We start from the raw sequence: 18,342 nt of genomic DNA, 5'->3' as shown, positions 1-18,342 counted from the left end.
ATTATTGTTGTATTTAATTAAATTTAAGTTTAAAAACCTACTTTTGCAAGTATCATGCAGAATAAACTAAAAATTATCAACGATCCGGTACATGGTTTTATAAAAATTCCTCATGAAATTCTTTTTGATGTGATAGAACATCCTTATTTTCAAAGGTTGAGAAGAATTTCACAGACCGGGCTTTTAAATTTAATTTTTCCAGGAGCCACACATACCCGTTTTCACCATGCAATTGGCGCGATGCATCTCATGTTCACTGCCTTGGAAACTTTAAAGCAAAAAGGTGTTGAAATTTCTGTAGAAGAAGAAAAAGGAGCGATGTTGGCAATTTTAATGCATGATATAGGACATGGGCCATTTTCTCATGCATTAGAAAGTATGCTGATGGACGATTGGCACCACGAAAATCTTTCTTTACTTCTCATGAATCGTCTAAATGATCATTTTGATGGGCAATTATCTGTTGCTATAGAAATGTTTCAGGGGAAGTACCACAGGAAATTTTTTAACCAACTTATAAGTTCTCAGTTGGATGTAGACCGTTTGGATTATTTAAATCGAGACAGTTTTTTTACAGGCGTTTCCGAGGGAAATATCAATACCCAAAGAATCATTTCAATGATGAATGTCTGCAATGAAGAGTTGGTGATCGATGCAAAAGGAGTTTATTCCATAGAAAATTTCCTTACCGCAAGGATGTTTATGTATTGGCAGGTATATTATCATAAAACATCGGCTTTGGCAGAGTTTATTCTCGTGAAAATTTTAGAAAGAGCCAAATATCTTGTTTCTCAGGGCGTTGATTTACCTGCAACAGACAATCTGAAATATTTTCTGAACCGTTCTAAAAGTTCAGCAACAGAAGAAGATATACAGCGTTTTACAGAATTAGACGATAACGATATTATTCAGGCAATGAAGCTTTGGCAAAATGCTGATGATTTTATTCTTTCTTATTGGTGCAAATGTGTCGTGAAAAGAAATCTACCTAAAACAATTATTTCTTCCAAACCTTTTGATGAGGGTTTTATTAAAGAAAAGATAAAAATTACTAATGAATATTTTGGAATTGATAATGCAGAGGAACTTGTTAACGAGATTAAGAGAGAGTTAAGACCTTATAATACAGAAAAACAACCGATATTTCTTCTACAGAAAAACGGAAAAATTATAAAACTGAATGAGTCTGAAGATCAGTTATTATCAGGTTTAATTATGAATAAAACAACCCGGTATATTTTGGCATTTCCAAGAATTTAAGCGTTATTTTTTTCGGAAATTATAAAAATCAATCTACGAAAAACCAAAAATAGGTTTGCGAATTATAGAATTTCTTATCTTTGCAGAATATGGAATTTACAGCTTCGCAGATTGCAAGTTTTATTAATGGAAAAATTATAGGTGACGCAAACTCGCTTATAACAGGCGTTTCTCCTGTAGAAAGTGGAGAAATTGGGCATCTATCTTTTATTGCTCAAGAACGTTTTGCCCATTATTTAGATACTTCAAAATGTTCAGTTCTTATCGTTAGTGAAGCACTTATCACTAAAGAACATTACAATTCAACCATTATTTCGGTAAAGGATGCTTACCTTTCTTTTCAGATTTTAATGAATCTTTATCAGGAAATGCAGGGTAAAAAGGAAGGGATTGAAGATGGCTCTTCTATTCACGATACTGCCGTTATCGGAGAAAAAGTATATATCGGTGCATTTACGTATGTTTCCCAAAAAGCAAAAATTGGAGACGGAACACAGGTTTACCCTCAGGTTTACATTGGTAAAGGCGTAAAAATCGGTAAAAACTGCAAAATAGATAGTGGTGCAAGAATTTACGATTATTGTATTATCGGAGATAATTGTATTATTCATTCTAATACAGTAATTGGTGGCGATGGTTTTGGTTTTCAACCTACAGCAGAAGGATTTCAGAAAATTCCTCAACTTGGAAATGTAATTATCGAAGACAATGTAGAGATTGGTTCTAATTGCAGTATAGACCGTGCAACAATCGGCTCTACAACCATTGGCAAAGGGACTAAAATAGATAATTTAATCCAAATTGCTCATAATGTAAAAATTGGTGCCAATAACGTAATTGCAGCTCAGGCAGGAATTGCAGGTTCTACAACAATAGGAGACTGGAACCAAATTGGCGGTCAGGTAGGTATTGTGGGACATATTAAAATTGGTAATCAGGTGAAAATTCAGGCACAGAGTGGTGTGAATTCTAGCGTAAATGATAAAGAAACCGTTTACGGATCTCCCTCGATAAGCTATAATGATTATCTGAGAAGTTATGTTCATTTCAGAAATCTTCCTGAGATCGTAAAAAGAATAAATAATCTTGAGAATAACTCAAAAGATAATACTAATGAGTGATATGCAAAAAACTATTCAGCAAGAAGTTACTCTTTCTGGAATAGGTCTTCATACTGGTAAAGAAGTAAAACTTACCATCAAACCCGCAAAAGAAAACACAGGTTTTATTTTTGTAAGAACAGATTTGGAGGGGCATCCTCAGGTAGAAGCCGATGTAAATTATGTCGTGGCTACGGAGCGAGGAACAACACTTGAAAAATTAGGCGTAAAAATTAATACGTGTGAGCATCTTTTAGCTGCTTTGGTGGGTTGCGATATCGATAATGCAATTTTAGAGATGAATGCTTCTGAACCTCCAATTTTGGATGGTTCTTCAAAATATTTTGTTGAAGCAATCGAAAGTGCAGGAGTAGTTGAGCAGTCTATGGCTAGAGAATATCTTGTGGTAAAAGAGGTTTTAAGCTACAGCGATCCGGCAACAGGTTCAGAAATTACCATTATTCCTTCAGATACTTATGAAGTAACAACAATGGTAGATTTTGGAACGAAAGTTTTAGGAACTCAGAATGCTACAATGAAAAATATTTCCGAGTTTAAAGAAGAAATTTCCTCGGCAAGAACTTTCAGCTTTTTGCATGAACTAGAAATGCTTTTGGATCATGGCTTAATAAAAGGTGGCGATATTTCAAACGCGATCGTTTATGTAGACAAAGATTTAACTCCGGAAACTACAGAAAAACTTAAAAAAGCTTTCGGAAAAGACAATGTTTCTATCCGTCCGAACGGAATTTTAGATAATCTTAATTTAAACTATCCAAATGAAGCGGCAAGACACAAACTGCTTGATGTAATCGGTGATTTGGCACTTACAGGAGTTAAAATTAAAGGTAAAGTGATTGCTAATAAGCCGGGTCACTATGTAAATACTCAGTTTGCCAAAAAACTGAACAGACAGTGGAAACTTCAGAAAAAGAAAAATGTTCCGGAATTTGATTTAACCAAACCACCGGTTTTCGATATCAACGGAATTATGAGATTAATGCCTCACCGTTATCCGTTTTTGTTAATTGATAAGGTTCTTGAGCTTTCTGATACTCATGTTGTAGGGTTGAAGAATGTAACATTTAATGAGCCTTTCTTCGTAGGACATTTCCCTAAAGAACCGGTTATGCCGGGAGTTTTACAGGTAGAAGCTTTAGCACAAACGGGAGGAATTTTAGTTCTTGCAAGCGTTCCGGATCCTGAAAATTATTCTACCTATTTCATCAAAATAGACAAGGTGAAATTTAAAAGAAAAGTAATTCCGGGAGATACACTCGTTTTTAAAATTGAGTTGATTACGCCTATCAGAAGAGGAATTGTTCACATGCAGGGTTATGGATATGTAGGAGATCAGGTAGCTGTAGAAGCAGAATTAATGGCTCAGGTAGCAAAAAATAAAGTTGATTAAATGATTCATCAGTTAGCTGCCGTAGATAAGCGTGCAAAAATTGGGAAAAATGTAGTTGTTGAGCCTTTTACAACCATCGCTGCAGATGTTGAAATCGGTGAAGGTACTTGGATAGGATCTAATGTAACCATCATGGATGGTGCGAGAATTGGCAAAAACTGCCGAATTTTTCCAGGCACTGTAATTTCTGCAATTCCACAAGATCTGAAATTCGACGGAGAAGATACGCAGACAATTATAGGGAATAATACCACTTTAAGAGAATGTGTTACCGTAAATAAAGGGACAAAAGCTTTAGGATATACAAAAGTAGGAGATGATTGTTTAATTATGGCAACTTCGCATGTCGCTCACGACTGTATTATCGGAAATAATGTAATTATTGCCAACGGATGCGGTATTGCGGGACATGTAGAAATAGGAGATTTTACTGTAATGGGAGGTCTTTCTGCGGTACAGCAATTTGGTAAAATAGGTAAACATACCATGATTTCCGGGGGTTCACTCATCAGAAAAGATATTCCGCCTTATATAAAAGTAGGTAGAGAGCCTATTTCTTATGCAGGAATAAATTCTGTAGGATTAAGAAGAAGAGGTTTTACCAACGAAAAGATTTTTGAAATCCAGAAAATTTACAGATATATCTTTCAGATGAAAATGAATGTTACCCAAGCATTAATCTACATCGAAAAAGAAATGCTTCCTACAGCAGAAAGAGATGAGATTTTAGAATTCATCAAAAACTCTCCGAGAGGAATCGTAAAAGGATACGGAACAGGAAAAGAATAATATTAATTAAGATGAAAAATTTAGTGTTGATTTTTACGGTATTTTCTTCTTTTATTTTTGCTCAGCAGAAAAAAGATTTGTCATTGAGTTTTAAAGATTCAATAGCAGTAAGAAATGTAAATTCAATTCTAGATTATTCAAAAAAAACTTTTTCAAGTTTCAATTCAGACCTAAAAAGTTCATCAGAAGTCAACAAAAATTTAGACCAGCTTTTAATTAACACTATCAATTTCAATACGGTAATTAATAATCGTGCTGTAACTTCTACAGATGTAGGAACATTTTACAGACCTAGAGTTGATGCAATGGATATGTTGGGAAGAAAAGTTCTGAGTCTTCAAGTTTACAAATCAAAATAAAGAAAATAATATAAAAAATTAATGGCAACAAGTAACGATATCAGAAAAGGTCTTTGCATCGAATATAGCAATGATATTTTTAAAGTAATCGAATTTCTTCACGTAAAACCAGGAAAAGGTCCTGCTTTCGTAAGAACAAAATTAAAATCAGTAACCAACGGTAAAGTAATCGACAATACTTTTTCTGCAGGTCATAAAATTGATGAAGTAAAGGTAATCACAAGAAAATTCCAGTATCTTTATGATGATGAGAATGGTTTCCACTTTATGAATAATGAAGATTTCTCTCAATTATATTTAAACAAAGAAATGATTGAAAACTCAAACCTAATGAAAGCTGGGGAAGAAGTGACAATTATTCTTAAAGAAGCAGACGAAACTCCGCTTTCTGCAGAACTCCCTCAGTCCGTTTATCTGGAAGTGGTAGAAGCAGATCCTGGAGTAAAAGGAAATACAGCAACCAATGCGTTGAAAAATGCAATTGTTGAGACCGGAGCAAGAGTAATGGTTCCTTTGTTCATCGAGCCGGGAGACAAAATTAAAGTAAGCACAGAAGACGGTTCTTATCTGGAAAGAGTAAAGTAAGAATCTAACAATATCATGAAGCTGGAAGATCATACCTTTCAGCTTTCATTTTTTTATGGCAGCAATTTCCGCCCTCCGTTCCCGCTTTTTTGCCTCCGCTTCGCTCCGGCAAAAAGAGCTCCACTCAGGTCGGGCTGCAAAGTAGAAAGAAAACAAAATTTGTCAAAAAATTAGATTTTGACAATATTTATTCAAAATATCAGAAAAACTAGATAAAGTTTTCATACAGATTTGAAAAACTATCACTGTTTTCTGTGTAATCAATTCTCATTTATCGCTCATTATTTATAATTTATGACGTTTCATCAGCCACAAAAACTAAAAACCATAGCAGAACTTATCGGAGCCAAATTCATTGGAGCCGAAGATTTTGAAGTTTTAGGAACCAACGAAATTCACAGAGTAAAATCCGGTGAAATTGTTTTTGTAAACCATCCCAAATATTACGACAAAGCTTTAAATTCTGCCGCAACCATCATTCTCATAGACAAAGAAGTAGAATGTCCCGAAGGGAAAGCGCTTTTGGTTTCAGACGATCCTTTCAGAGATTTCAATAAAATCAATACCCATTTTACGAGAATTTACAATTTCACAGAAACCCTTCACGATGTAGAAATAGGAGAAGGAACTCAGATTCATCATTCCGCAGTTATAGGAAACAACGTAACCATCGGGAAAAATTCCCTTATTTTCCCCAACGTGGTAATTGGTGATCGAACCGTAATTGGCGACAATGTTATCATACAATCTAACACCGTTTTAGGAGGCGATGCATTTTATTACAGAAAACTGAACGGAAACTTCGATCGTTTAATTTCTGTAGGAAATATCATCATAGAAAACAACGTAGAAATAGGAAACGGATGTACCATTGATAGGGGAGTTACAGACTCTACCATTATTGGTGAAGATTCAGTTCTGGATAATCAGATCCAGATTGGTCATGATACCGTAATTGGCAAAAGATGTCTTATTGCATCGCAAGTGGGCATTGCCGGTTGCTGTAATATTGGTGATGAGGTAACTATTTGGGGGCAAGTTGGTATGGCTTCAGGAAATAGTGTTGAAAGTGGAACTGTACTTTTAGGTAAAACTGGAGTAAACAGAGATTTGGCGAAAGGTACTTATATCGGCATGTTTGCAGAAGATTTCAAAACTTATCTGAAAAAAGAAGTAAAATTGAGAAATCTAGAATAAACAAATTACTCTGTTTTATTTAAAATTAAAGAAAATTAAGTAAATTTGTGAGCATTAATAAATTAAGAAAATAAATTAAAACAACAATAAAATGTCAATTTTAGTAAACAAAGATTCTAAAGTAATTGTACAAGGTTTTACAGGAAATGAAGGTACTTTCCATGCAAGCCAAATGATTGAATACGGAACCAACGTTGTAGGAGGTGTTACTCCAGGAAAAGGTGGAAGCGAGCATTTGGGTAAGCCGGTATTTAATACCGTTGCAGACGCTGTAGAAAAAGCGGGAGCAAACGTAAGTATTATTTTTGTACCACCTGCATTTGCTGCAGATGCAATTATGGAAGCTGCTGAAGCGGGGATTAAAGTAATTGTTTGTATTACAGAAGGTATTCCTGTTGCAGACATGGTAAAAGTAAAATCTTATATTGCCGATAGAGATTGCCGATTAATCGGACCAAACTGCCCGGGAATCATTACTTCACAAGAAGCTAAAATTGGTATTATGCCAGGTTTTGTTTTCAAAGCAGGTAAAGTTGGTATTGTGTCTAAATCTGGTACTTTAACGTATGAGGCTGCAGATCAGGTTGTAAGAGCTGGTTACGGTATTTCTACTGCTATCGGTATTGGTGGTGACCCAATTATCGGAACAACTACTAAAGAAGCTTTAGAATTATTCATCAACGATCCTGAAACTGAAGCTGTTGTAATGATCGGAGAAATCGGTGGAGGTCTTGAGGCAGAAGCTGCAAGATGGTACAAAGCAAGTGGTTCTACAAAACCGGTTGTAGGTTTCATCGCTGGTCAAACGGCTCCTAAAGGAAGAACAATGGGACACGCAGGTGCTATCGTTGGTGGTGCTGAAGATACTGCTCAGGCAAAAATGGAAATCATGAGAGAAAACGGTATTAACGTTGTAGATTCTCCAGCTGATATTGGTGCTACAGTTGCAAAAATATTAGGTTAATAAAAACATTTGATGATATGAAAAAAATTTTATTGGCATCTGCAATGGCTTTATCAATTTCCTCTTTTGCACAGATAGATTTAAGAGGAACAAGATTTGGTCTTACTGCGGGTGGTAACTATTCCAGAGTAAAAAATGCACACAATCCTTCGGGTGCCCGTTTTGCTTTTCAAGGGGGTGTTTTGGCACTTATTCCGATAGGTAAAGCAGATCAGTTTTACTTGCAGCCAGAAGTTGTGTACTATGGAGCTGGAGAATCTGGTAAAGATAAAAATGCAAAAGGGACTCCGGGATACAATGCTATGTATGCAAATAATTATATTAGTGTACCGGTATCTTTTAAAGGGTACTTTTCTGAAGCTGAGTCAGAATTTTTCGGATTGATTGGTCCAAGATTTAATTTTCTTTTGAATCAGAAAGTTACCAATGAATCTCGTGATATTTATAAAACAGATCAGGAGGGAAAGGCAAATTCATTTAATTTTGCCATCGGTGCAGGAATTGGATATAGTTACAAAAGACAGCTTGAAGTTGCTTTAAAATATGATTTAGGGTTATCTAACACTTATCCTAAACTGGATGAAAGTAAATTAGATCCAAATTCATTGAAAAAGAAATCTGAACAGGTTTTGAGCATCAGTTTAAGCTATATTTTCGAATAATTTTTTTCTATCTGAGAAAATATAAATCCCAAACTTTATCGGTTTGGGATTTTTTATGAATTACATTTTTAAACCAATACCCCGTTTTTGGACGAGATAGGATCAGGAAGTTCTGTTTCTCCCATTATCTGCAAGAGATCTATCTCGATGTTTCTGCAAATGGAAAGCATAGGAATATCGAACATAAGACCTTCAAAAGGGTTTTCAGAATAATCTCCTACAAGTTCCATAATGATGTAAATCCATCCTATAATAATGCAGAAAGGGATAGACATCCATATTCCATAATCTCCCAATTTAGAAAATTCATTCACCAATCCTAAAGGAAGTAGCATAATAAATAAAACATTAAAAACAAACGCTGTACTTGCAAATTGTCTTGGTAAAGGGAACTTTTTTATTCTTTCTGCCTGACCTTGAAGGGTGTAAAATTCATTTAAACAATCTTGAAGTTGCATCTGGTTAAAATCTGAAATAGCATTCTCATTTTTAAGTTCATTAACATCTTTAGACCGTTGTGCTATAAGATATGTAGCAAAATTTTTGTAATGAGATTGTAATTCAGCCTCTTCTTCGGTAAGATATTTATTAAGGAAAATGGGAGTTCTGCCATAGTCTGGAAATCCAGCTTTTATCAGTCTGTTTCTTCGTCTGTTAATCTTTTGGGTGTGTTGCTGATCCGATTTAATATGTTCCCAGTCTGTAGGAACTAAAATTTGTTCTCTAAAAGCATAAAGCCAAGCAATATGTCGGTTCACAAGTCTTTTTCTGCGATCTTCTAATTCAAATGAACCCATTTTTTCGTGTTGAGTATCAAAAGCATATACCATTGCAGCGAAAGATCTGCTTGAATTAACGATTCCGCCCCATATTTTTCTTGCTTCCCAAAGTCTGTCGTACGCCTGGTTATTTTTAAAACCTACAAGAAAAGCTTCTGCAGTACCAATTAACGCTACAGGAACCCAAGGAATAATCATCCATTCCCAATTGAAAAAATGGAATAAAACAGCAATTAAAGTACACCAAATAGATATTAAAATTACATGAAAGCCTGATAAATTGAGTACCTGTCTGTAATTAACGTATTTTGTAGTAATCATAGTTTTTAATCTTATAAAAATCTATTCAAAGTAACAAAAAGTGTACAAAAAAACCTCTAAAGCTAGAGGTTTGTTAATATTTAATTATTACTGTCAATTAAAAATTGAGCATTTCTTCAATTTTTACTGCTAATTTCTCGGCATTAGGCAGCATTTCTTTCTCTAAAACTAAGTTAATAGGAACAGCAGGAGTATCTAAGGATCCCATTGTTTCCACAGGAGCATCGAGATATTTAAAACAGTTTTTGGAAATTCTGTGTGCGAATGCTTCTGCAAAAGAGTTGTTGAGCTGTTCTTCTGTTAAAACAATACATTTTCCGTGAGCTTTTACTCTTTCGAAAACCAATTCTTCATCCAAAGGAATTAATGTTCTTAAGTCGATGACTTCAATTCTTCCGTTGAATTTTTTAGCAGCTTCTTTTGCCCAGTAAATACCCATTCCATAGGTAACTACCAATAATGTTCTGCCTTTTTCGGTTTCAGTTTTATCCGCTTCAATTATTACTTTTCCCTTTCCGAAAGGTAAAATATAATCTTCGGCAGGTTCTACGGTTTTCGCATCTTCTGTTCCCGGAACTTTGCTCCAGTACAAACCTTTATGTTCGAGCATAACCACCGGATTGGGATCGTAATAGGCTGCTTTCAGTAAACCTTTAAAATCGGCTGCGTTACTCGGATAAGCTATTTTAATTCCTTTAATGTTGGCTAATATGCTTTCTACACTTCCGCTGTGATAAGGTCCGCCACCTCCGTAAGCTCCTATCGGAACTCTAATGATATTGCTTACAGGAAATTTACCTTGGCTTAAATAGCATGATTTGGAAATCTCTGTAATCAACTGATTGATTCCCGGGTAAATATAATCGGCAAACTGAACTTCAACAATAGGTTTTAAACCAACTGCACTCATTCCCGTGGTAGAGCCAATAATATAAGCCTCCTGAATTGCGGTATTGAAAACTCTTTTACTGCCAAATTTTTTTCCTAAAGTAACTGTTTCACGGAAAACCCCACCAATTCTTTCACCTACGTCCTGTCCATACAGCAATGCTTCAGGATGTTTCCACATCAATTCCTGAATGGCGTGAATGGCAGCATCTACCATCACAATTTTTTCACCACCTGCAGGTTCGCGTGTTCCAACTTCTTCTGTGATGGGAGTTGGAGCAAAAATATGATTCATTACTGTTTGTGGCTCCGGATCTTTGGCATTTTGAGCTTTTTCGAAAGCTTCTTCTGCTTCAAGACGGGCTTTTTTGGTCATTTGCTTTAAAAGATCTTCGTCAGTTCCATTTTCAAGAAGATAATTTCTTAAAATTTCTCCCGGATCTTTTGCTCTGTGTTTTACCAAATCTTCGTCGTCCCGGTAAAATTCTCGTCTTACGCCGGAAGTATGATGACCTATTAAAACAGTTTTAGCACAAACAACTAAAGGCTTTCTTTCTGCTCTCACGAAATCGAAAGCGTTTTTCATTACTTCGAAACTTTCAACAAAATCGGTTCCGTCTACGCGTATTCTGCCAAGTCCTTCAAAACCGGCAACAAAGTCGTAAGCATCACACGTTCTCGCTTCTTCTTTGGTTACAGAAATTCCCCACTCATTATCTTGTACAAGAAAAATAATAGGAAGCTGGTGTAACGCAGAAAACTGAAGTGCTTCACTCACTTCACCTTCTGTAACAGAATTATCGCCAAGACTGCAGACTACTACAGGATTGTTTTCGAACTGCCGCAAATTAAAATCCTGAATATATTTTATTCCCTGTGCAACACCGGCAGTTGGAATAGTCTGCATTCCTGTTGCGGAACTCTGATGAATTATTTTGGGTTTGTCTTCTTCTCTGCTGGAAGGATGAGAATAATAAGACCTGCCTCCCGAAAAAGGATCGTCGGCTTTTGCCAACAGCTGAAGCATCAGTTGATAAGGTTCAAAACCAATTCCTAAAAGAATACTTTCGTCTCTGTAATAAGGAGAAACCCAATCTTCTTTTTTTAGCTGATAAGCGGTAGCCAACTGAATGGCTTCGTGACCTCTGGATGTACTGTGCACGTATTTACAAATGCTTCTGTTTTCCTCATAAATATCTGCCATTGCTTTGGCGAGCATCATGTGGTGATAAGCTTTTAGTAAAATATCCTGAGAAACTTTTTCGTGAAGTGTATTTTCCATAGTAAGCAAAGATATACAAAAAAATAAAATACGAACAAGTGTTAGTATTTCTCTTTAAATCTATGATTTTAAGAATTTATTACTGTTTTTATCCTGCGAAATGTACCGATAAAATAAGTTATAAATAAATTTTTGATAATCAATAAATTATATTTAACAATGCAAATAAATTTTTAATGTAGATTTGTATAGTGTTTTAAAGGAAACTGGCTTTAAAGAATGTGAAAATGATGAGGTGGAAGCTTGGTGGAATGATAACAGAAAATCATGTGTAGGAATACAAGATTAGCTAAATTCTAAAATTAAGAGATATTAGTATCTCATAAAATTGATGTGAATTGTAATAATCATTTTAAAAAAATTCCTTGTTGTTTAAGCATGAATGATAATTTAAAAAAACAAAAAAACTATTTCAGATGACAGGTAAGATTATAGGTGTGGGAAATTGCATCCCCGAAGAAACTATAACTCATTTATTTTTTAATCAACATATTTTTCTGGACGAAAATGGTATTCTCTTAAAAGACGACAATTTTTCGATTAGTGAAAAACTTAAAAAAATTACAGGAATTGAAGAAAGAAGATATGCAGAGAGTAATCAGGTAACTTCAGATCTTGGTTTAATTGCTGCTCAGGCTGCCATAGAAGATTCCGGAATAGATCCCGAAACCTTAGATTATATTATTTTTGCGCATAATTTTGGGGACGTACAATTTGGTACTGTGCAATCGGATATGGTTCCTAGTCTTGCATCGAGAGTAAAACATTCCCTAAAAATTAAAAATAATCTTTGTGTAGCATACGATTTAATTTTTGGATGTCCCGGTTGGATCGAAGGTATCATTCAAGCCAATGCATTTATAAAATCAGGGATTGCAAAACGGTGTTTGGTTATCGGAGCAGAAACATTGTCCCGTGTTGTTGATATTCACGACAGAGACAGTATGATTTATGCAGATGGAGCAGGTGCCGTTGTATTGGAAATGAATAACCAGGATGACTCGGGAGTACAGTCGCATCTTTCAGCTTCTCATACTTTGGACGAAAAAGATTTTTTATTTTTCGGAAAATCGTACAATAATGAAGGTTGCGAAAATACAAAGTACATTAAAATGAATGGGCGAAAAATTTATGAATTTGCCTTACAGTACGTACCCGATGCAATGAAAAAATGTCTGGATGACAGCAAATATTCAATTAATGAGCTTTCAAAAATAATTATTCATCAGGCAAACGAAAAGATGGATGAAGCCATTGTAAAAAGATTTTATCAGTTGTATGATGTTGCAATGCCCGATGATATAATGCCAATGGTTATCCAAAAGCTTGGTAACAGTAGTGTTGCTACAATTCCATCATTACTTACCATGATTTTGAAAGGTGAATTAGACCATCATGACATCAAAAAAGGAGATATTGTTTTATTTGCTTCAGTTGGGGCAGGGATGAATATTAATGCTTTTGTCTACAAATTTTAATCATTTTCACTTATTTAGCAAATATTTTCAATCATTAGATTTAATTATTTTCTCAAAAATTGCGGATATAAAACATCTTTATTAATATTGTAATGTATGTTGATTTTAAAAGTTTTGAATTCGATAAAAAAATTACAATTTTACAAATATGTTGTGCTTTTACTACTGATATTGTCAGCTTGTAAAGATTCTCAACATTCGTCTTCACTAATAAATATTGGTTTTGCGCAAGGTTTGGGAAACCATCCGTGGCGTCAGGCTATGAATCACGCCATGGAGATTCAGGCTTCGCTACATTCTGATGTAAATTTAACAATCAGTAAAGCAGACGGTTCTATAAAAAAGCAGATTAACGATATCCAAAAAATGATTGATGATAATCTGGATATTATTATCATTTCACCATTGGATCCGAATGCTTTGGTTCCGGTAGTAGAAAGGGCTTATGCAAAAAAAATTCCGGTGATTTTGTTGGATCGCAAAATCAATTCTGATAAATATGCTACATATATTGGTGCAGATAATGTGGAAATTGGGAAAGAAGCGGCACAATATATTCTTTCCGACTCCAAAAATCTCAAAAAAGTCCTCGAAATAAAAGGTGACGACAATTCTTCGCCAACTACAGAAAGAAGTTTGGGTTTTGAGCAAACTCTGAAAAACAATCCCAATGTTGAACTGATAAAAACTTTTCGAGGTCTTCCTGTCGAGACATTCAGGAAAACGCTGGATTCTCTGGGAAATCAAAATCTTTATGTTTTTTCATTTAATGACGAGCTGGCTTCCAAAGCTTGGCAAGTTGCCAGAAATGCAGGAACTGAAAATCAAATTAAATTTATCGGTGTAGATGGTCTAAATACCGAGGATGGCGGAATTCAGTTGGTTTTAGACGGAAAACTGAATGCTACTTTGTTGTATCCAACTGGAGGAACAGAAGCCATAGAAAGTGCCATCAAAATCCACAACGGAGAGACTTTACCAAAGAGAATTAAGCTCAGTACAACCATTATCGACAGGCTGAATGCTGAGATTATGCGTAACCAATTCGATAAAATCATTGAGCAGCAGGGCGTTATCGAAAATCAGGTGAATGCAGTGAAACAGCAGACAAAATTGTATTCTTCCCAAAAAGAACTATTCCGCTGGTCTGTGGTGTTGCTTATTTTGATGTTTTGCCTTATTGCTTATGCGATTTACCTCATTTATGCTATTAAAATCAAAAATAAGCAGTTAACACTAACCAACGAAAGAGTAACCATTCAGCGAAACCAAATTGAGATGATTGCGGATGAACTCAAAGAAAGCAACGAAGCAAGAGTTAATTTCTTTACCGGATTATCTCACGAATTTAAAACGCCTATAACCTTGATTTTAAGTTCATTAGAATCCATTAAAGATTCTTTTAAAAGCAAAGGTACAAAACCGGCGTATGAACTCGAACTGATTAGTAAAAACTCGAACCGACTATTGCGTTTGGTTGATAATTTGTTAGATTTCAGAAAAATAGAAAATAAAACTTTCAATCTTCGGGTTTCTAAAACCAATATTTACGATTTTACCTACGGGATTTTTCGGGATTTCGAGAATGAAGCCAAAAAACGAAATATTAAGTTTGAAATAACTTCATCCAACAAAAATATTGAGTTGTATATCGACCGGAATTTGATGGATAAAGTGTACTTCAACTTACTGTCCAATGCTTTCAAATTCACACCAGACAACGGTAAAATTGAAATTAATATTCAGGATAAGGGGAATCAGGTCGCAATCAGTTTCAAAGATAACGGGATTGGTATTCCTGAAAAAGAAATTTCAAATGTGTTCGAAGCCTATTTTAAAGGTTCAAACAACCGCAAAAACAGCTCGGGAATTGGTTTGCATCTCAGCCGCCAGTTTATAGAGTTACATTTAGGAAAAATTGAGGTAAGCTCGTTCCAAGGTACCGAATTTGTTATCAGCCTTTACAAGGGAAACAAACATTTTAACGAAGACCAAATGGTAAAAGAGGCGAGTGTTACGGATGCGGAAACTTTAGCAAAAAATTCGGTGTATAGTGATTTTGATGACGAAGGATTTATCCATTCTGCGCCTAACGATAATGAGCGTTATTCTCTTCTTTTGGTAGAAGATAATACCGATTTGTCGTTCTTTTTGAATAATAAATTAACTGCCGAATTCGATGTGATGATTTCGGACGGCACCGATGCGATTGACAAAGCTCTGAGCGAGATTCCGGATATTATTATTTGCGATGTCAATCTGCCGGATAAAAATGGTTTTGAAATCTGCGAAATTCTTAAAAATGACCTTCGAACATCGCATATTCCGCTTATTCTGCTCACGGCTTTGGATAATAAAGAATCTTATCTGCAAGGTCTGAAATCTGGCGTAGATTTGTATTTAACCAAGCCATTCAATTATCCGATTCTCATTCAGTCGCTGCGTGCATTACTGTATAATCGGGAAAAACTGCGTTATTATTATACCAACAATATCGGCAAAATTGTGGATAGCAAGTCGTTTGGAAGTATTGAGCAAACTTTTGTCAATAAGCTAAACCAAATTATCAAATCTAATATTGACAACCCTGATTTTTCAGTGGAAAATCTGGCTGATTTGCTCAATATTTCCAGAATTCAATTGTACCGAAAAATCAAAGCGATGTTTGATGTTAATGTCAGCGATTATATCAATAATATCAGGTTAGAGCAAGCCAAATCGATGCTTCAAAACCCCGAACTGACGATTTCAGAAATTGCTTATAAAACTGGTTTTTCCTCGCCCAATTATTTTTCTACGGTGTTCAAAAATAAATTTGGCGTTTCACCTAATGTGTTTAGAAAATCGGCAGGAGAAAATTAATTACAGATAACTTTTTCACTTCTTTTATTTCTTTCATTTGCTCTTAATAAAATCCACAACAGCATGCATAGCAACTTGTGCTTTTGGGTGTGCAGCAGACCATAGACCGCCCAAATGATCTTCGTTAGGAACATCAACTAATTTGGCTTCCACATTGGCTTTTTTCAGTTTCTCATACCACGCAATGCCTTGCGGTTTTAGCATATCTTTTTCACAAATGATAACAAGCGTCGGCGGCGAAAACGAAATATCTTTTGCAAGAATAGGTGAAATGATAGGATCATCAGGCGATTTTCCTTTGAGATACATTTTTGCGACAATGTTATAATAAAAATCTTTAATATCTCTGAGATCCACAGGAGGATTAACCAAAACCACATTACTAATCGTTTTCTTACCCTGTTCCTTTACAAGCAGAGAAGTCGCCAAAAGTGCACCGCCACTGTCGCCTAATAATGTCAGATGTTTGGCATCACCATTCCATTGGGAAGCGGTTTTTAGAATCCATGATAAAACTGCATCACATTCATTAAGACCTGTAGGATAAGGATATTCCGGAGGTCTTTTATAGTCGATAGCCACAACAATGCTGTTTGTTTTTGCAGACAGATAACGGCAAATGTTATCGTGTGTGTTGAGATCACCACCAACCAATGCACCGCCGTGAATTTGGAATATAACAGGAAGTTTTTTATTAGTGATTTCTGGATAATAAAGCCTTATTTTTATGGAATTACTACCATCCATCACCACCTTGTCCTCCGTTTTGGCAACTGGCGTTGGTGCAATATGAAACGATGTGATTTCATCAGCTATGGATTTTCTAACCATTGCCGCAATTTTTTGATCCTCTTGTGCGAAAAAGTACGTAAATAAGAATATAAGTAAAATGGAAAATGATGTTTTCATAAGATATATTTTAGGCTTGAAGTGATTTTTTAAAATTAGTAATTTTTTATCAATTAAATTTTAATTTAATTGATTTTCAAAGTATTGTATTTTTGGTACTTATATTATCAATTAACTTTTTGTGCATTTAGCACAGATTAATTTTTAATTTGTTTAAACTTCTTTTGAAGACGAAAAAATTCAGGTATTGAATCATCCTAAAAGAAGTTATTTTTGATACTATTCTTGTTGCCAAACCCTGAAAGGTTTTTGCAAAGTTGATGTTTATTGTGAACTGTCCGCACAGTCGCAATATATTCGTTTCAATCCGCTTTCTGATTTTTGATTTCGTTTTTGAAAACTCCACAAAATTATGTTGATTTTACGCATTGCAACCGACAGATTAATCTTGGAATAGTTGAATAAATCTACCTGAAGTTCTTTGCTGATGTATCCTCTGTATCCGATTAACAGGCAATTTTTAAAATTTTCTTTAATGTCATGAAGATAATTCACATCATGAACATAAGCAGGCGAAAAATCGAAAGAGTGAATTGTGAAGCACATCACGAAAACCTTTAAAAAATGAAAAATAAATGAGTAAAGATTCCGTTTTTCTCGCAAACTGCATGAAGTTGGTAGCCAAAATATCTTGACTTCTGTGTAGCACAATATTCAAATGCGGGTTTTATTTCTTGCGTGGAGCAAATTGCGGAACGATTTGCTCTGCTTGTTTTACAGATTTCAATGGGTGTTGAATCCACAATGAAGATATCTGTAAAATCTGAAAACTTGCTGCTCAAAGTTTCTCTAATTTTTTCAATGTATGGAAAAAGCTTCCTTCTCCTTTTATTATAGACGCTTCTTTCAATTTTTCCGTCCAAATTAGTTCCGGAAATATATCTAAATAACTGTAATTCAGAATTAATCGACATATATTCAGCAGTAATGTTGAGTGGAAAAAGTTCCAAATCAGACATTTTTGGAAGCCTGATCTGTTTAGTCGTCGCAATATGTTTGCAGGTTGTTGTCAATTGGCTACACCGAACCACTTCGCTAGGTTTCTTTTAAAATATTTTCGTAGTTTTGAAAAAGATTGTTCATATATATAATCGATTAGCAGTCAATTAAATATACGGTTTTTTAATCAAATGGACAATCTTTTTTATTTTTTAATTCCTAAATGCACAATGGGTTAAAATATTATAATCCAATTGAAATAGACAAACCTTTTTTCCTTGTAGTGATGACAAATAAGTGATTTTCTTACTAATAAAAGATAAAATGCAAAACTTTAGTATAAAAAATTTTAACTAAGAATCTTTAGCTACTACCAAAATAAACCATGCAAAATTATATTGAGATATAATGTAAATTTTTAAAACAATTTTTTATATACTATAAGATATTCTAATCAGAATAATGAATATCCGTAATTTATCATAACTTTTGTATATTTGTAGTAATCAAACAATTAGATATGAATTTATTCAGTTTTTCAGCACATTTTGGGACAG

At 34.8% G+C, this 18,342-nt stretch carries 16 protein-coding genes; 11 read left to right on the top strand and 5 right to left on the bottom strand.

Going from position 1 to position 18,342, the window contains the following annotated elements; genetic code table 11:
• Positions 1 to 54: 54 nt before the first annotated feature.
• The 9 genes from IV513_RS09820 (at position 55) to IV513_RS09780 (ending at position 8,327) form a co-directional block, all read left to right on the top strand.
• On the top strand, positions 55 to 1,260 hold the full coding sequence (locus IV513_RS09820) for an HD domain-containing protein (RefSeq protein ID WP_209390399.1): 1,206 nt from the start codon (positions 55 to 57) through the stop codon (positions 1,258 to 1,260).
• 89 nt (positions 1,261 to 1,349) lie between these two features.
• The gene (gene lpxD / locus IV513_RS09815; RefSeq protein WP_209390398.1) at positions 1,350 to 2,381 is read left to right on the top strand and encodes a UDP-3-O-(3-hydroxymyristoyl)glucosamine N-acyltransferase; all 1,032 of its coding nucleotides are present in this window, start codon (positions 1,350 to 1,352) and stop codon (positions 2,379 to 2,381) included.
• Complete coding sequence (locus IV513_RS09810; RefSeq protein WP_209390397.1) at positions 2,374 to 3,771, top strand: bifunctional UDP-3-O-[3-hydroxymyristoyl] N-acetylglucosamine deacetylase/3-hydroxyacyl-ACP dehydratase; 1,398 nt, start codon at positions 2,374 to 2,376, stop codon at positions 3,769 to 3,771. The genes lpxD and IV513_RS09810 overlap by 8 nt, the downstream gene beginning before the upstream one ends.
• Positions 3,772 to 4,560, top strand: a complete 789-nt coding sequence (gene lpxA, locus IV513_RS09805; RefSeq protein ID WP_209390396.1) for an acyl-ACP--UDP-N-acetylglucosamine O-acyltransferase — start codon at positions 3,772 to 3,774, stop codon at positions 4,558 to 4,560. It begins immediately after the preceding gene.
• An 11-nt stretch (positions 4,561 to 4,571) separates the two neighbouring features.
• On the top strand, positions 4,572 to 4,919 hold the full coding sequence (locus IV513_RS09800; protein WP_209390395.1) for a hypothetical protein: 348 nt from the start codon (positions 4,572 to 4,574) through the stop codon (positions 4,917 to 4,919).
• A 21-nt stretch (positions 4,920 to 4,940) separates the two neighbouring features.
• A complete protein-coding gene (efp, locus tag IV513_RS09795; protein WP_143883968.1) occupies positions 4,941 to 5,504 on the top strand; it encodes an elongation factor P in 564 nt (187 codons plus the stop codon).
• A 294-nt stretch (positions 5,505 to 5,798) separates the two neighbouring features.
• Positions 5,799 to 6,701 (top strand): LpxD N-terminal domain-containing protein, encoded by a 903-nt coding sequence (locus IV513_RS09790; RefSeq protein ID WP_209390394.1) that lies wholly within the window; start codon positions 5,799 to 5,801, stop codon positions 6,699 to 6,701.
• A gap of 91 nt (positions 6,702 to 6,792) precedes the next feature.
• On the top strand, positions 6,793 to 7,665 hold the full coding sequence (sucD, locus tag IV513_RS09785) for a succinate--CoA ligase subunit alpha (RefSeq protein WP_209390393.1): 873 nt from the start codon (positions 6,793 to 6,795) through the stop codon (positions 7,663 to 7,665).
• A gap of 17 nt (positions 7,666 to 7,682) precedes the next feature.
• Positions 7,683 to 8,327 (top strand): porin family protein, encoded by a 645-nt coding sequence (locus IV513_RS09780; protein WP_209390392.1) that lies wholly within the window; start codon positions 7,683 to 7,685, stop codon positions 8,325 to 8,327.
• A 68-nt stretch (positions 8,328 to 8,395) separates the two neighbouring features.
• On the opposite strand, the gene IV513_RS09775 is transcribed toward IV513_RS09780, so the two are convergent.
• Positions 8,396 to 9,427: a bestrophin family protein gene (locus tag IV513_RS09775; protein ID WP_209390391.1), complete on the bottom strand. Its 1,032-nt coding sequence runs from the start codon at positions 9,425 to 9,427 to the stop codon at positions 8,396 to 8,398.
• Between the two features lie 97 nt (positions 9,428 to 9,524).
• Entirely contained in the window at positions 9,525 to 11,597 is a 2,073-nt protein-coding gene (locus tag IV513_RS09770; RefSeq protein ID WP_209390390.1) for a thiamine pyrophosphate-dependent enzyme, read from the bottom strand.
• Positions 11,598 to 12,013: 416 nt separating this feature from the next.
• Between IV513_RS09770 and IV513_RS09765 the strand changes: the two genes are divergently transcribed.
• Together IV513_RS09765 and IV513_RS09760 are read left to right on the top strand one after the other, a co-directional pair.
• The gene (locus tag IV513_RS09765; protein WP_209390389.1) at positions 12,014 to 13,075 is read left to right on the top strand and encodes a 3-oxoacyl-ACP synthase III family protein; all 1,062 of its coding nucleotides are present in this window, start codon (positions 12,014 to 12,016) and stop codon (positions 13,073 to 13,075) included.
• A gap of 153 nt (positions 13,076 to 13,228) precedes the next feature.
• A complete protein-coding gene (locus tag IV513_RS09760) occupies positions 13,229 to 15,937 on the top strand; it encodes a substrate-binding domain-containing protein (RefSeq protein WP_317196415.1) in 2,709 nt (902 codons plus the stop codon).
• A gap of 33 nt (positions 15,938 to 15,970) precedes the next feature.
• Here IV513_RS09760 and IV513_RS09755 read toward each other — a convergent pair whose 3' ends face one another.
• The 3 genes from IV513_RS09755 to IV513_RS09745 form a co-directional block, all read right to left on the bottom strand.
• The gene (locus IV513_RS09755) at positions 15,971 to 16,846 is read right to left on the bottom strand and encodes an alpha/beta hydrolase (protein WP_209390387.1); all 876 of its coding nucleotides are present in this window, start codon (positions 16,844 to 16,846) and stop codon (positions 15,971 to 15,973) included.
• Positions 16,847 to 17,110: 264 nt separating this feature from the next.
• Positions 17,111 to 17,392: a hypothetical protein gene (locus IV513_RS09750; protein WP_209390386.1), complete on the bottom strand. Its 282-nt coding sequence runs from the start codon at positions 17,390 to 17,392 to the stop codon at positions 17,111 to 17,113.
• A gap of 11 nt (positions 17,393 to 17,403) precedes the next feature.
• Positions 17,404 to 17,805, bottom strand: coding sequence for a hypothetical protein (locus IV513_RS09745; protein ID WP_209390385.1), 402 nt, complete (start codon positions 17,803 to 17,805; stop codon positions 17,404 to 17,406).
• Between the last annotated feature and the right edge of the window lie 537 nt (positions 17,806 to 18,342).

Source organism: Chryseobacterium sp. RR2-3-20, assembly GCF_017808115.1.
Lineage (GTDB): Bacteria > Bacteroidota > Bacteroidia > Flavobacteriales > Weeksellaceae > Chryseobacterium > Chryseobacterium oryzae.
The sequence above is the reverse complement of the archived record's forward strand: the minus strand, read 5'-3'. Positions and strand labels throughout refer to the sequence as shown.